The sequence below is a fragment of the Aquimarina mytili genome (genome assembly GCF_016735115.1).
In the GTDB taxonomy this organism is placed as follows: Bacteria; Bacteroidota; Bacteroidia; order Flavobacteriales; family Flavobacteriaceae; genus Aquimarina; species Aquimarina mytili.
In genome coordinates, this window is the sequence record NZ_JAERQJ010000017.1 from 1 (window position 1) to 14,208 (window position 14,208).

The following is a 14,208-nucleotide window of genomic DNA, read 5'->3' on the forward strand; positions in this document are numbered from 1 at the left end:
AATTTAAATATTGAGTTTGAACCTTAACATACCTTCGTTTGAAGACCATCACAAAATAATGAAATACTAAAAGAATAAATTGTATTAATTGAATATGCACAACATTTAATTATTATCAACTACCTGCTTGCAGTAACCAAAAGATTCTGTATCACATTGGTTTCCATTACTCCAGGTACACCCAGTAAAGTTTGCTTTACTATGCACATCAGAAAAATTAAGATATCCCGCATAAAAATTAGATCCAGAAAAATCGGTATTTCTTGCTATCGGTTCCTGGATAACGGCAGATTCAAAATCGCACACTCTAATTTCAGAATCATCTAAATTAGTCTTACTAAAACCACATCTTCTGAATCTTGAGTTTCGAAAATAAGATCCTCTTAAATTGGCTTCAATGAATTTGGATCCGGAAAAATCACTTTGATTTAATATAATACATCGAATAAATTCAGCTTTAGTAAAGTCTACATCCCTTGCGTTTGAACTGATGAATTTTATTTCACCAAATTTTACCCCTATTGCTGTGGAATTATCTAATATACATTTATCAAACAAAGTCCGCTCAAACCTTTCAAAAACACGAAAGTCCTTATTAGGAAATTGACAGGTAAAAAATTTGTTATTGAAAAAATTGGCTCCCTGCAGGGAAAAGTTTTTAAAATTAATATGGCCAAACTCTACAGAATGTACTTTAGTATTTTCAAAATTAACATAAGACGTATCAACAACGTTTTGTTTTGCTGTAAATGTTGCCCTTTTGATTTCAGAATTCTTGAAGCTGGATCCATTCATAGTACAACGGATAAATTTTGAATCATTTAATATGGTATTTGATAGATCTGCGTTGGATAAGTCACAATCAACAAATTCAGTTAGGGAAAGATTCGTGTTGGAAAACATCGCAAATTTTAGAATGCAATTTTTAAATTTTGCTTTAGAGAGATCGATGCCTGAAAAATCTACACCGGTTAAATCTTCCTTGTCTACATCCAATTGTTTCCCTTTTAAATTATCAGAAGTGTTTAACCAACGTTTATGATGTTGAATTTTCTTAGATATTGGCTGATCTTTATAAGGTAATTCTGAGGTAGGAGTTTGTGATAATAGGGTTATTGGTAATAAGAGTAAAAATATGAATTTCATTATAGTATTAAATATTTAAAAATATGTGACACAACATTTAATTATTTTTATTGAACGGCTCTAAATGTGTATTCTCTTTAGCATATTCAATGATTGAAGTAATATGTTTCTCTGTAAAATCAATTAGGTCGTAAAAGAAATATCCTGTGGTAAATATAGAAGGATCCAGGTTATCTTTACTTTCAAAGTAACTATACATTACATTGAGATATTCATCATAGGATTTTTGAGTTACCCCAAAAAATTCTGCTACTTTTTCATCGGAACTAAAGCTTCTGTCATTTTTCTTTCGCCTTCCTTTCTTTGTAGCATTATAAATAAAATTATCAGGGGCAGTTTTATAGAGATTCTGGTTCTCTAAAAACTTTACATAGTAACTGATCACATCTTGTAAAAAAAACTTTCTGGCCAGGGTAGCTTTATATGTTTCATAGAAAGCATCATCATATTTTCGTGAACAAACATTGAAACGCTGAAATGCATCTCTGTGTATAACCACTTTTAAAGCCTTTTCGTATCCTTGTTGCTTGGAATGATCTATTTTTGGTGGAGGGGTGGTTTTGGAGGTAGGAGTATTGAATTGAGAAGCAGCTTTTGCCATATTTTTATATTCTTTAGGAGCTGAACTCCCAAAAGATACTTCTTGATCAATACTGTCTTGTTTTTGTTTTTTAGTCATTGTTAATGGATTTTAAGATATCATCAACTAAAAGTGTATAATCTTCGGATGATCTAGAATTAGGTTGATATTGAAATATAGTTTTACCAACATCTGCAGCTTCAACTATCTGAGCGTCTTGTCGTATAAATGTTTTATAAAGTAATCCAGGAGCATTATTTTCAACATCTCTCCAGTACTTCTTAAAAGATCTTCTAGTGGATAACACATTACCAAAATAAATTCCTGCCATCTTTAAAGATGGATGATATTCGTCTTTTAATCGCTTAATTTTTGATAAAATTTTTTCTAAATTTTCAACTGCATATACGTCCGCAAAAAGACAGGTTGCAAAATAATCGCTTGCCAATAATGCTAACTCTGCAGGGGTTGTAACTTCCGGATCTAATCCTTGCGGGGGAACGTCTATAAAAATAATATCAAAATGATCTTTTAAATAAAAAGTTCCTCCATCTTTATTAGTGCATGAATTAGTAATTGCTTCTTTTAAAGCAAATCTCTGATACCGGCTAGCGAAAAATTCTTCACTTCCTGGAAGTACAAACAGGTTAGTGCTGCGTTGTTTTAATCGAAAACCAGGATCTTGGTTAAGAAAATTTAAAAGATCATACGTAGATTCCGTTGTACCCGTTCCTCTTGTTAGATCACATTGTTGATCTGCGTCGATCAGTAAAACACGATTTCCTCTGGAAGCTAGTTCAGCTCCGATATGAATTGTATTAGTTGTCTTCCCAACTCCTCCTTTTTGATTGACCTGTGTGAGTGTTACCATAAAGTAATTAAATGTATTAAATAAATATTTATACGTTTCCTACAATTTAAAAGGTAGTTCAAAGATACAAAATATTAATAGAATTTTATGTATTAATAGCATATTTATACATTTAAAATATTTAATACATTTAATTGTTATTTCAAAAAATATACTACATTTGTGGTGCGTGAAGGGATGTAGGAACCCCTTTCGTGAACATATGTGCAAAAACACATTTTAGACCACCCTTTTACAGGGTGGTTTTCTATTATTCGAACTTTTTTTGAAAACGTAAAATTCAAAAAAGCGATTTTAAAGCCTTTTAAGCGATTTTTTTTTTAATTTCACACAACTACTTGTTTTTTCTCTTAAACATCTTTAAACTTATCCCAATCAATCACAGCGCGGAATAAAAACACCCCTTCAAAAGTTTTCTGCAACTTGTTCCTTTGTTCCTGCTTTTGGTTACCTTTTGCAAAAGGTAATAATTAAATTCCGCTTATAGCCTCGCGGCGTTTGAGCAGGTTGGGTGGGTGGGTTTAGTAATACGAATTACGTAAGTTATACGAATTATTAAATAAATTAGGGCCGTGTAAAGCCTTGATAATAGGGGTTTTATCATTTTTAAAGTATGTTTTGATTCCGATAAAGTGTGTTTTCTTTCCGTTAAAGTATGTTTCTTTTCCGAATGATTATAACACATATTTTAAGTGTATACTATTGATATACAGTATTTTAAGTAATAACCTTGAACTAAATATCAAATAACTTAAAGTATGTTTTGATTCCGTAAAGTATGTTTTGATTCCGTAAAGTGTGTTTTTCTTCCGTAAAGTGTGGATGGGCGTTCGGAAGGATTTTTTACTTAAAGTGTGTTTTGATTCCGTAAAGTGTGTTTTCTTTCCGCAAAGTATGTTTTGATTCCGATTAGTGTTTTTTACCATACTCAAATACAACCCCGTATATATATCCGGGAACATTAGAAATCTTTCTGTAATCAGCGCGTTCTTTCTCTCCCCAGTATTTTTTTCCGTGATCATCTCGCATCCGGATAATCTTATCGTGGATCCTGGACAATATTCTATCTGCCGGGAAATCACTAATAATTTTCATTCGTTGGTTCTCCGAGAGTCCAAACTCTTCCAGGGCTTCGTAAACCTTTTGTTTTTCCGGTTCCAGTTTAACAGTTTTGGCGTCATAGGTAACGTGAATAAAAATGCTTCGTATGGGTCGGCCTTGTGTTTGAAAAAAGTTTTTGCCTTTTTTAGCTATTGACAAGCCTGACTCCTCGTGCTCTGATATATCTTTTAGCCAATTATTTAGTAAGGGGCGAAGGTTTTTCCAACCATTAACCCCTTTATAAGCTGTCTGTACAAACTCCTGTCGCTCAATATTAAATAAGTTATCCTCCTTTACATCCTTGAGATATCCATAACCAAGAAGCATATACAATTCATCCTTGGTAAGTTCAAATTTATAAGAAGTATATCTTCGGTGTTCTAACAACTTTTCGTAAAGGCGCTTCGTAGAACTCTCTTCAAAATTTATATAAGTCTTAGGTAAATAAGCAACATAACTATCGTGTTCGTTTTTGCTTTGCTCAAATAATTCCTTGACTAACTTGCTGTCTTTAAAATGTCCCTCTTTAAGCTTGTTGATGTAAAATAAGGGCAGTACATCATCAATGATCTCAACATCCATTATAAAATCCCGATCGAGAGTACATTTTTTAAATAGGTTGTGGCTGCTATAGAGTTTGTTTCCTTTGAAGTACTTAAAATTCACTTTTGATTCCAATAGGCTATCACAAAGTTCTTTGTAGTGGCCATAACGTTGGTCTTTTAAATTAAGTCCTTTCTCTTCAAGATAAGGTTTCAAATCTATGGAAAACTCACTTTTGATTTTACCCGTAGGATGGGTCTGATGTTGGATCAGCATAATAAGATCACGCTGAACGGGGGTAAAGTCAAAAACCGCTTCTACAAAGCGCATAGGTTGTATAACAAGTCGTTGAGTATTCATAGATCTTTATTCAATAAAGGTGTTAATAGAGCATAACAAACCATAATGTACAAACAATTGTTTTTGAAAAGCCTGGGCAAGCTCAACGGTAGTAAACCGCATAGCTTCCGAGATATGTTTAGTAGTTATCAAACTACCAAACAAATACTCTACAATATATTCTTCCTGGTTTGTGTATAATACATACTCCATAAATATCGGCTAATATACAGGATATAAGCTAAAATAACCTTGTAAAAATAATAAATAAATATATTTTCCACAACTTTAAATACATTTAATACATTTATATAGATGTCTAAAAAGAGATGCATTAGAAATATGGATATATTCCTATTTTTAGGAATTTTTCCAATAAAATCCAAAATTTATATAATTTTGCATTTATGATGGCCTTGATTGACTGTAATAATTTTTATGCAAGTTGTGAGCGTGTGTTCAATCCTTCTTTGATAGGAAAACCGGTGGTAGTTTTATCAAATAATGATGGGTGTGTTATTGCGAGGAGTAACGAGGCTAAGGCTCTCGGAATTCCAATGGGAGCTCCTGCATTTGAGTATCAAAAAATTTTTACAGAAAATGATATAAAAGTCTTTTCATCAAATTATGCGCTCTATGGGGATATGAGTCAACGTGTAATGAACGTGATATCTCGATATTCCCCAGAAATCGAGGTATATAGTATTGATGAATCCTTTGTAAAATTTTCAGGCTTTGATCGCTATAACCTTTGGGAATACGGATTAGAAATAAAAAAAGCTGTGTATACCATTACAGGCATTCCCATCAGTATTGGTATTGCTCAAACAAAAGCCCTGGCGAAGGTTGCCAATAAGATTGCCAAAAAATTCCCGGACCAGACGAGAGGGGTGTATGTGATGGATAGTAAGGAAAAAGAATACAAAGGGTTAAAATGGACTAAAATTGAAGATGTATGGGGAATAGGCCGTCAGTTTACGAAAAGGCTTCAACGGATAAATGTGACGAGAGCAAATGAATTTATAGACCTACCAAACGAATACGTCCGTAAGGAATTTTCAATAGTAGGGTTGCGACTAAAAAGAGAATTGGAAGGGCTGCCAACCTTGGAGCTGGAGGAAGTAAAAAATAAAAAGGCTATAGCAACTACCAGGTCACAAAAGAAAGATGTATTGGATTACGAAACTTTAAAGGAGCGAATAGCTACATACGCAGTAAGCTGCGCAGAAAAATTACGCCGTCAAAATTCTGCAGCGAATGTGGTGTATGTCTTTGTACGAACCAATCCGTTTAAGGAGAATATAGCGCATTATGGCAATAGTATTGCGGTGAGCCTTCCTTATCCAAGTAATTCTTCTATTACGATCTCCAGGTATGCAGAACAGGGATTACGCAGTATTTACAAAAAAGGCTATGCATATAAAAAAATAGGAGTGATTGTGATGGGTATTGTACCGGAAAATGAACGGCAGCTCAACCTGTTTTGTAATGAGGATCCACGGCATAAAAATCTAATGAAGATTATCGATCAGGTAAACCAAAGGGAAGGAAATACAAAAATCAGACTGGCCAGCCAGGACTTAGGTAGAAAATGGAAAATGCGGCAGGAGCGCCTTTCTCCGTTTTATACCACCAAATGGGAAGACATTATAACAGTTAAATAGATGATACAACTATATCAAAGGGAGAAGAAAAAAGGAAAATCAATACAGTTTATGGATGTGGGAATATCTGCAGGGTTTCCATCGCCAGCGGATGATTTTTTACAACAAAAATTAAGCTTGGACGATAAGCTTATCAGGGACAAGGAAGCAACATTTTACGCTAGGGTTAAAGGAAATTCTATGATTGGGGCAGGTCTGGATGACGGGGATCTGTTGGTAATTGACCGAAGCGAACAACCTAGTAATAACTGTATTGCTGTTTGTTATTTGGATGGAGAATTCACCGTAAAGAGGTTAAAGGTAGAAAAAGACTGTGTATATTTAATGCCGGAAAACCCGAATTACACCCCAATAAAAGTAGAAAAGGAAAACGAACTCATTGTTTGGGGGGTCGTTTCGTATGTGATCAAAGAAGTATAGTACGCAATGAAAAAAAATTACGATCCGGAAAGCATTGAATGGAAGAGAAATATGGACCAAATGGGATTGGCCACTTATATGGATGAATTGGACATAAACCTGTTGGAGGCCCCTACAAAAGGCTTAATAAAAAGTTTAAATGAAAATCTTGAAAATGAATATCAGGATGCCGGAGAGTCCTTTATGGAAACAGGTTCGTATGATTTGGTGAATGCTAATTATTTGGAACAGCAATTAATGGCTGTTTATGAAGTGAAAATTATTCATCTATATAAAAGCCTGGAGATTAATGTAAAAAGGCTTTTGAAAGCAGCTTATAATAAAACCTCAAAGGATCTATACCGGTGGAGTACATTGACAGGCTTTCTAAATTCTAAGGAAATAGATTATAAGAAAATAAAAGGGTATGTAGAAGTAAACCAACTCCGTGAGGTTAACAACACTTTGAAACATTGGACAAGGGAAGGGGATAGTAAGATCGGCCATATCGAGGAATTTAAAGAAGTGGATGGGTACTCTGAGGAAAGCTTGAGAAAATTTTATACAAGAATTAGAAACTTTCCGATTCAGTGGCTTTTAGGCCTGAGGGATGCGATATATGAAGAGTTGTATGAATTCAGTGATGACAGACTGGAAAACTTGGCCAAAGAATTTGCTTTACGGATGGATCCTCAAGTGATGGAACGTTTTATAAAAAAACTGAAAGATAAATATTAAATACTAGCATATGTGTTTTCACGCCAGTCAAACAAAAAGAGTTCCGGAATTAGAAGAACGCTATGAAGCAAAAAGAAATGAAGTCTTTGAAATACAGGATACTGATTTTATGGGATACCATCTGAATGGTTTTTCCCATCCGGAACTATTGGTGATTCCCCAGGAGAGCCCTTTTGAATTACATCCTTCTATTTGGGGGATCATCCCTAAAGGTAAAAGTGCTGCAGATCAAAACGAATATTACAAAGTACAAGCTCGGTATGGTGGTGGGCTCAATGCCCGAAGTGAAAAGCTATTTGACTACTATGTGTACAAGGATAGTATTTATGAAAAACGCTGTATCATTCCTTTGACGGGCTTTTTCGAGCCTCACGATCATAATGGAAAGAAAATACCCTTTTACTTTAGTGATGCTCAGGATGGTGTATTGTCTGTAGCCGGTATTTATTCTATTACCAGGGATGGGGCGCTTACCATGACAATGATTACTAAAGAAGCAAGCCCGTTGTTTGCAAAAATTCATAATACCAAAAAAAGACAAATTGTTTTATTGGACCGGGAACTGGAAAGGGAATGGCTTCGCCCGGATATGAACGAAAAACACATTAAGGAATTGATCAATGTGGAGTATGATGATAAAACATTAAGCACATATCCTGTTACACAGGATCTATTTAAAACAAAAGTAGAAACAAACAATTCTGAAATCATTAGGCAAAAAGAGTACCCGGAGTTAGGGTTCGTGGAAAGTCTGAAGAACTAGTATGGAAAAAATTACCTTACAGGAATACAGAAACCTAAGTAAAAAGGAACAAGAAGTACTGCTTACAGAAAAAGGGAAACACCTCGATTCTTTAAAAGAAGGATATTATGGGTATGCGCTGTATGCGTTAGATCGTTTTTTTGTGGAAGTAGTATACGCCAGCTCCAGCAATAGAATTGTTTCTATCAAAAGCTTCAACAGCGGGAAAAGATTAGACTTTTATGTCTCGGGGAGAAAACTAAAACCATAAGAATTACGTAGGTATGGAAGAAGGGAAAAAATCCTTTTCTTATATTTGTTAGAGACATCCAGAATTTAAGCCCCTAGAATCTAGTTTATTACACATTTTTGGGTTTGAATAATTTTAGTAGCTTTCATAAGTTAACAAAGTATAACTTTTTAAATGAATTATTATGAAAGCAAAACAATTTTTATTCGGAATTTTAGTAGTTGGTATGTCTGTACTATTTACCTCTTGCGAGGCGGATTCGACTCAGGAAGAAATTCAGGAGTTGGATCAATTGGAACAACTTGACCTAAAAGCAATTGACAAAGAAGAGATCACAGAAGAAGATACTTAATTACTTATTGGTAGCGTTGGCAATTTATTTTTGTACAACGCTACCATTCCTTCACGATATCATCACCGAAAAGGGAACAGGAGTAAAAGACTGGGTTCCGGATCTGGGTATCGAAGAATTTTTCACTACAGTAAACGAGGAAGGTAAAAAAAGAGTAAATGGATTTACCTCCTACCGCACGTTTATTTATTTTTTTCTATTACATTTGTTTGCAGCCATTGGCTGGGCTGGTTGGCATAAAGATGCTACCGGCAAACCCTATAAGTTTTTATTGCTTATCCCGGCAATATTAACTGCGTATACAACCGTCATAATTTTGCTTGATGCCCGGGCTACTCAATTTAATGAACCCGGCACAAAACTTTTTATTGCCTTAATGATCACAGCGATCCTTATGGTCATATTTTTTGTGAAATACTTTAAAAAGCAAAATGAAAAATAAAACTCGCTTTGGATTTGTCACTAAAAGCAAAACGCTTTTAGGAAGGATTGGAGATATCATCTATAATACCATCGATGCGTATAATAATGATGAAATTTACATTGATTTTGAGAATGTGAAAGCTGCTTTTGCCGAGAACCTGAAACAGTTCAAAAACAATCCTGAATTGATTGATATCGATGAATTCTCTGCGAACTATGTATTTGCCAGGCATATGGATGAACCAAATACTGTTAAAGAACAAAAGTACCTGCAGGTTCGCGAATATCTAAACAGAAAGCATACATAGATAAATGAACATAAAATCTTTATCTATGAGAAAAACATATTGTTACAACTGCACCAAAGAGATCACTTCAGACAATCATTCCCTAGAACACATCATACCAAATGCTTGTGGGGGGAGATTAACTTCTAGGGATTTACTATGTAAAGAATGCAATTCAACTTTTGGGAAGAAATGGGATGCTGCCCTGGCAAAATCCACCAACGCCTTCGCAAATCTTTTAATGATCACCCGTGACCGGGGAGAGCCCCAATCAGAAATAGGGATAGGAGTCCGTACCGAAGAAAGATTTAACCTTCCTCCTGGAAAGCCACCGGTACTTTCTTGGCCGACCATTAAAGAAGATCTGAAGAAAGGGGAAATTGAGATACATGCTAATTCTGAAAAGGAATTAAGGAAAGTACTGGAGTCCTACAAAAGAAAATACCCGGAAATAGATGTTGAGAAAGGAGTAGCAGCTGCCGTCCACCAAAAAGAATACTTTAACCAGGCCTTGAACCTAAAAATACATATTGGAGGTCCTGAAGCAATGAAAGCTATTGTAAAGATTGCGGTAAACTTTTATATCTACGCCCAGGGAAAGAGGGAAGTCGTAAAACACTTGTTGCCTTACTTAAATGGAGAAGAAGAATTAGATATCGTATGGATGTACCATCCGGAAGAAAGGGTTTACAAAGCAGAAGAAAATGAGGTTCCTCACGTTCTTAAAATTATTGGAGATCCGAAAGAAGGTGTGTTATATGCCTATGTAGAATTACTAGATGCTTATAGTTTTATGGTACTTCTCAATGAGGACTATACTGGGGAAGTCATAGATATTGATTATGTTTTTGATGTCATCTCTCAAAAAACGAAAAAAAATGTGACGGAACTTTCGTTAACCAAAAAGGAAATTAAAAGAATCGTTACAGAAAAACCTTTTAACCAAAATCAAGCCAAAAGCAGGGTTTTCCGGATACGTCAAATATCAAATAGGTTACACGATCAAAGGGAATTGGATAGGATTATTAGAAAGGCGGTTAAGGTATTTGAAAATGAACCTTCAGGGGAGCCGATAAGTGAAAAGGTAAAAAACGAATTTTTTGAACAGGTTAGTTTAGATTTTGCAAAACTTATGTTGCATAAGCAGAACAGTGCAGAGTTAATAAAAGAAATTAGTAAGAAAAAAGATGGAAACTCAACAAGCTAGGGAATATTATAATTCATTTGGGCCAGCTGTAGCCTATGTGGAAATAGAAAACAAAAAAGGGGATATTGAAATTGGTACCGCTTATCATGTTGGGGAAGGTGTTTTTGTAACTGCTAGGCACGTAGTAGACGTTCGGAAGATCAAAAAAATAGGAACGGTTAAAAATGTGATGTCAGGACCTGAAGAGAATGGTTCTTATACAGTTACTGCTTTCGCTGGCGAATTAAATATAGTAAGCGGTCCTTTCTTTCATTCCGATGAAAATGTGGACTTAGCTTGTTTTATGGTGGACAGGAAAGACCTTCCTGCAATTCCTTTGGGGGGACATTTGGATGATTGGTTAGGGGATGAGATGGTGCTTCATTCTACTTTGATTCTAGGGTATCCCAGGATTCCTATGTCAGGAGGTGTGAATTTGTTTGCTGCCATTGCAGAAGTAAATACGGTAGTAGACAAATATACAGGAGGACATCCTCATTTCATTCTATCGTGTATGGCAAGGGGAGGATTTAGTGGCGGTGTTTCCATAAATGAATATGGCTTTGCTATGGGGGTTATTGTGGAGTCATTGATCAATGATCATGCTCCAGCTGAACTAGGTTACTTTGCGGTAATTTCTGTGGAGCCTATTTATACAATGCTGTCCGAACTTGAAATTATGCCGGAGTGCGTGAAAGAAATGTGGTATAATGATGATGGAACCAATTTGTGGGATAAGGACTATACTGTAGACATTCCGGAGGACAACGATGAGCCTTTCTAACCAAATGGGGTGAAAGGTATATTTAATTATGGGTTGGGTTTTTGTGCATATACTTTACGAACTCAGCGATTTCGAAAAAGGTACCATCTTCGGGTTTTCCTTGCATTCTGGAAACCAGTTCTACAATCATTATAGAGTTAAAAGGCTTTACGGCATCGATAACATCTTTTGGGATCATATCTCTTATGGTAGAATTTTCTTCCAGCAAGTCTTGTACTGTAAAAAATTCTCTTCCTTCTTTACCTCCTAAAAACCTTAAGATTGTGCCCATATTATTATAAATATCAGCGTTTTTTGGAAATTCTGGACGGTAATCGTGTTCCTGGTAATGTATTAAATCTCCAATCTGAAAAGTAAGCTTTGCTATATATTCCTTTAAATTCATTGTGTCTTTAATCTTGTAATTGTTGAAATACTCTGCGGGATAAAATATTGCCATATCTGGCCAGTATATCAATTTTTAATGAGATTTCATCTCGTCGTATTCCTAATAAAATATACTCTTGTGTTTCCCAGTATTCCTTGTTTTCTTTTTCTATTGACATCATCTTATGAAACACTGCATCAGAAAGCAAAATAAGTCGGTCTGAGTATCTTACTGCCCAGGTAATCTTTTTCCTTATCTCTTTTAATTCTAATAAAGAAGTCATCGTTTATTTATCCCTTTAAATTAGTTATTTTGGTTTGTCAAGTTTCCTTTTCAGATTTGTAAAATCATCTTTTACAGATTCAAATGAAATTAAATTCCCATCATTGTCTCTTAAAAGTGGGCCATCGGTCTCTGGAACTTCATAACCCTGTATCTCTAACATTTTAGTAGCAAGTGATTTCCAATAATCCCGTTCAGTTCCCAAAGCGTTAATCTGGTCTTTTTGTTCTAAGAGTAAAAAATTTAATGATTGTATTTCCTCTTCTAATTCTTTTACACTAGACATCTTTCATTTGGTTTTTAGATTTTTCTTTCAATACTTCTTAATCCGGCCAGTGTATCAAACAGTCCCTTTAATGCTAACTTGCCTTCGGCGGTATCAGGATCTGCGGTACACCCTTCCAACAAATTATTTACATAGTCATATGCATCGTGGATAGCTTCTTTTTCCCGTTTGTTTATATATACACTTGGCATCGGTTATTTAGACTTTAGTTTTTAGTTTTTCTAAAGCAATCTCTAAATTTTGTTTTGGTAAATCTGGAAGTTCACCTTCATACTTTTCTACTATAAAATCCCCCTGAATGTATTCATACTTCATATCATATAGATTTAACGCTTTTATTTCAGAGTAATTAACATTTTGAAAATGTTCCCCTATTACTAAAAGATATTTTGTGTAGGTGAAACTGAAACATCTTGCTAGATCTCCTGTTTCTAAAAGTTTAATAGCTTTTTTCATCATTTACTTGCGTTTTAATTAGTCTTCTGAACTCGTGGGTTCAAAAACAACTATTACTTCATTCTTCTCGGTAAATCCATTCCCCCGTATAAAATACGTAATATCACCACTTGATTGTCCCTGATTCTGTAAAAAACAATATGTGCCTGGTAAGGATAGCTTAATAATCCCTGTTTGATTTCATTTCGATATCTGCCTATTGTCGGACTTTGGGCTAAAGTTTCCAAGAGTTCATCAAGTCCAATCAGGTAGTCAATTGCTTGGATATGCCCAAACTTATACTTCCCATCTTCAAACAGATCGTCAATATCCTCCCGGGCATTATCGGTAAGCTTGTAAGAACCCACTATTTTTGTAGGTTTTTCTCTGCAATAATATCCTTTACCGTCTTGTTGCTAATGGGGGCATCCCACGCTTTTTCTATTTCAGCACGTAAATCGCGGATTACCTTCTCTCTATAAATAGTATGTAAGCGAAGGGCATCTCTGATCACTTCACTGTTGTTTTGATACTCTCCGGAAGCCACCTGTTCCTGAATGTATTTTTCCTGTTGTTTTGTGAAACTGATATTCATATTCTTACTTCATTTAAGTTTATAAAAATCAAAGATATAATCTAAGATATAGAACATTTGCTCATAGGTAAGCTTATGCTCGTTATAATTGATCATCACCTCGATGGCTCTCAATGGAAATTCTAAAAAATAATTATCATCTTTAAGCAGCTGCTTGGACTGCAGAAAAAATATTGCGTCATGTTTAGTAAAACTCTCGCCTACATTTTTTCTTCCCATTAGATTTTTAGCGATATATGATCGGTGGCTTTCTGGAATCTCAAGATTCTTAAAGCAATATAATGCTAGTGGTTCAAATGCTTCATATAGTGATGTATCGTCATAAGCTTCAGGAGAACCATCTTCTATTAGTTGCCGTAATTTCTCCAGTCGATTAGCCAGTAAATTTTTAACCTCCTGCTGATTACTGTTGGGTGTGTATTTTCTTTTGAATAATTTCATCATACCTGTTTTAAGAAAGATTTGCTTCTAGTTCGTCGATATATAAATCAATATCTTGTTCATTACCATTGATAGAAAGCCTATAAAAAGTGGTTTGCCCGTTTCTATTCAGGTTTAACCTGGTGACTATTCTAGAATGTGAAATTTGGTTAATTGCATCTAAAACCTCTTGTTTTTTTTCGCTTGGAAAGTCGATATATTTTTCCATTTCCTAAAATTTAATGTGCCGTATACGTTGTTTCTATGGTCTTTAAAAAGACCCCGTTTTTATAAATAGACACGAAACCGGTTCCTTCTTTTTTCGCTTCTTCAATGGTTTTCGATAGCGAAGAAAAGTATTTCAGGGTTCCTGCCCAGCCAATATAATGATACGTATTTTTCATCACTTATGAGCTAT

Annotated in this window: 25 protein-coding genes; 10 read left to right on the top strand and 15 right to left on the bottom strand. The window is 35.0% G+C overall.

Annotation, left to right across the window (positions count from 1 at the left end; genetic code table 11):
* Positions 1–105 precede the first annotated feature (105 nt).
* The 5 genes from JJQ60_RS21075 to JJQ60_RS21095 all read right to left on the bottom strand — a co-directional run bounded on the left by JJQ60_RS21075 (position 106) and on the right by JJQ60_RS21095 (position 4,793).
* The gene (locus JJQ60_RS21075; RefSeq protein ID WP_201924559.1) at positions 106–1,146 is read right to left on the bottom strand and encodes a pentapeptide repeat-containing protein; all 1,041 of its coding nucleotides are present in this window, start codon (positions 1,144–1,146) and stop codon (positions 106–108) included.
* 37 nt (positions 1,147–1,183) lie between these two features.
* A complete protein-coding gene (locus tag JJQ60_RS21080; RefSeq protein WP_201924561.1) occupies positions 1,184–1,825 on the bottom strand; it encodes a hypothetical protein in 642 nt (213 codons plus the stop codon).
* Positions 1,818–2,597, bottom strand: a complete 780-nt coding sequence (locus JJQ60_RS21085; protein ID WP_201924563.1) for a ParA family protein — start codon at positions 2,595–2,597, stop codon at positions 1,818–1,820. Before JJQ60_RS21085 ends, JJQ60_RS21080 begins: the two co-directional genes overlap by 8 nt.
* 909 nt (positions 2,598–3,506) lie before the next feature.
* Positions 3,507–4,571, bottom strand: a complete 1,065-nt coding sequence (locus tag JJQ60_RS21090) for a replication initiation protein (RefSeq protein WP_201924566.1) — start codon at positions 4,569–4,571, stop codon at positions 3,507–3,509.
* Between the two features lie 36 nt (positions 4,572–4,607).
* Positions 4,608–4,793, bottom strand: coding sequence for a hypothetical protein (locus JJQ60_RS21095; RefSeq protein ID WP_201924568.1), 186 nt, complete (start codon positions 4,791–4,793; stop codon positions 4,608–4,610).
* Between the two features lie 194 nt (positions 4,794–4,987).
* Between JJQ60_RS21095 and JJQ60_RS21100 the strand changes: the two genes are divergently transcribed.
* The 10 genes from JJQ60_RS21100 (at position 4,988) to JJQ60_RS21145 (ending at position 11,405) form a co-directional block, all read left to right on the top strand.
* A complete protein-coding gene (locus JJQ60_RS21100; RefSeq protein ID WP_201924570.1) occupies positions 4,988–6,244 on the top strand; it encodes a Y-family DNA polymerase in 1,257 nt (418 codons plus the stop codon).
* Positions 6,245–6,664, top strand: coding sequence for a LexA family protein (locus JJQ60_RS21105; RefSeq protein ID WP_201924572.1), 420 nt, complete (start codon positions 6,245–6,247; stop codon positions 6,662–6,664).
* 6 nt (positions 6,665–6,670) lie between these two features.
* The gene (locus tag JJQ60_RS21110; protein ID WP_201924574.1) at positions 6,671–7,381 is read left to right on the top strand and encodes a hypothetical protein; all 711 of its coding nucleotides are present in this window, start codon (positions 6,671–6,673) and stop codon (positions 7,379–7,381) included.
* 10 nt (positions 7,382–7,391) lie between these two features.
* Positions 7,392–8,144, top strand: a complete 753-nt coding sequence (locus JJQ60_RS21115; RefSeq protein ID WP_201924576.1) for an SOS response-associated peptidase — start codon at positions 7,392–7,394, stop codon at positions 8,142–8,144.
* Between the two features lies 1 nt (position 8,145).
* Positions 8,146–8,394, top strand: a complete 249-nt coding sequence (locus JJQ60_RS21120; RefSeq protein WP_201924577.1) for a hypothetical protein — start codon at positions 8,146–8,148, stop codon at positions 8,392–8,394.
* Between the two features lie 163 nt (positions 8,395–8,557).
* Entirely contained in the window at positions 8,558–8,725 is a 168-nt protein-coding gene (locus JJQ60_RS21125; RefSeq protein WP_201924579.1) for a hypothetical protein, read from the top strand.
* Positions 8,691–9,167 (top strand): hypothetical protein, encoded by a 477-nt coding sequence (locus JJQ60_RS21130; RefSeq protein ID WP_201924581.1) that lies wholly within the window; start codon positions 8,691–8,693, stop codon positions 9,165–9,167. Before JJQ60_RS21125 ends, JJQ60_RS21130 begins: the two co-directional genes overlap by 35 nt.
* The gene (locus tag JJQ60_RS21135; RefSeq protein WP_201924582.1) at positions 9,157–9,456 is read left to right on the top strand and encodes a hypothetical protein; all 300 of its coding nucleotides are present in this window, start codon (positions 9,157–9,159) and stop codon (positions 9,454–9,456) included. Before JJQ60_RS21130 ends, JJQ60_RS21135 begins: the two co-directional genes overlap by 11 nt.
* Before the next feature lie 25 nt (positions 9,457–9,481).
* A complete protein-coding gene (locus JJQ60_RS21140; protein WP_201924583.1) occupies positions 9,482–10,642 on the top strand; it encodes an HNH endonuclease in 1,161 nt (386 codons plus the stop codon).
* Positions 10,623–11,405, top strand: coding sequence for a S1 family peptidase (locus JJQ60_RS21145; RefSeq protein WP_201924584.1), 783 nt, complete (start codon positions 10,623–10,625; stop codon positions 11,403–11,405). The genes JJQ60_RS21140 and JJQ60_RS21145 overlap by 20 nt, the downstream gene beginning before the upstream one ends.
* A 22-nt stretch (positions 11,406–11,427) precedes the next feature.
* Here JJQ60_RS21145 and JJQ60_RS21150 read toward each other — a convergent pair whose 3' ends face one another.
* Genes JJQ60_RS21150 through JJQ60_RS21195 form a run of 10 tightly spaced genes read right to left on the bottom strand, consistent with a single transcriptional unit; the run spans position 11,428 to position 14,194 of the window.
* On the bottom strand, positions 11,428–11,790 hold the full coding sequence (locus JJQ60_RS21150) for a hypothetical protein (RefSeq protein WP_201924585.1): 363 nt from the start codon (positions 11,788–11,790) through the stop codon (positions 11,428–11,430).
* 7 nt (positions 11,791–11,797) lie between these two features.
* Positions 11,798–12,055: a hypothetical protein gene (locus JJQ60_RS21155; RefSeq protein WP_201924586.1), complete on the bottom strand. Its 258-nt coding sequence runs from the start codon at positions 12,053–12,055 to the stop codon at positions 11,798–11,800.
* 24 nt (positions 12,056–12,079) lie between these two features.
* Positions 12,080–12,340: a hypothetical protein gene (locus JJQ60_RS21160; protein WP_201924587.1), complete on the bottom strand. Its 261-nt coding sequence runs from the start codon at positions 12,338–12,340 to the stop codon at positions 12,080–12,082.
* A 14-nt stretch (positions 12,341–12,354) separates the two neighbouring features.
* Entirely contained in the window at positions 12,355–12,531 is a 177-nt protein-coding gene (locus tag JJQ60_RS21165; RefSeq protein WP_201924589.1) for a hypothetical protein, read from the bottom strand.
* A 7-nt stretch (positions 12,532–12,538) separates the two neighbouring features.
* Complete coding sequence (locus JJQ60_RS21170) at positions 12,539–12,799, bottom strand: hypothetical protein (protein WP_201924590.1); 261 nt, start codon at positions 12,797–12,799, stop codon at positions 12,539–12,541.
* A gap of 50 nt (positions 12,800–12,849) precedes the next feature.
* A complete protein-coding gene (locus JJQ60_RS21175) occupies positions 12,850–13,143 on the bottom strand; it encodes a type II toxin-antitoxin system RelE/ParE family toxin (protein WP_317194039.1) in 294 nt (97 codons plus the stop codon).
* Positions 13,143–13,370, bottom strand: a complete 228-nt coding sequence (locus JJQ60_RS21180) for a type II toxin-antitoxin system ParD family antitoxin (protein ID WP_201924591.1) — start codon at positions 13,368–13,370, stop codon at positions 13,143–13,145. The genes JJQ60_RS21175 and JJQ60_RS21180 overlap by 1 nt, the downstream gene beginning before the upstream one ends.
* 9 nt (positions 13,371–13,379) lie before the next feature.
* Positions 13,380–13,811, bottom strand: coding sequence for a hypothetical protein (locus JJQ60_RS21185; RefSeq protein WP_201924592.1), 432 nt, complete (start codon positions 13,809–13,811; stop codon positions 13,380–13,382).
* A 10-nt stretch (positions 13,812–13,821) separates the two neighbouring features.
* Complete coding sequence (locus JJQ60_RS21190) at positions 13,822–14,019, bottom strand: hypothetical protein (protein ID WP_201924593.1); 198 nt, start codon at positions 14,017–14,019, stop codon at positions 13,822–13,824.
* Between the two features lie 10 nt (positions 14,020–14,029).
* Positions 14,030–14,194 carry a hypothetical protein gene (locus JJQ60_RS21195; RefSeq protein ID WP_201924594.1) on the bottom strand — a complete coding sequence of 55 codons (165 nt, stop codon included), beginning with the start codon at positions 14,192–14,194 and terminating at the stop codon, positions 14,030–14,032.
* Positions 14,195–14,208: the final 14 nt, after the last annotated feature.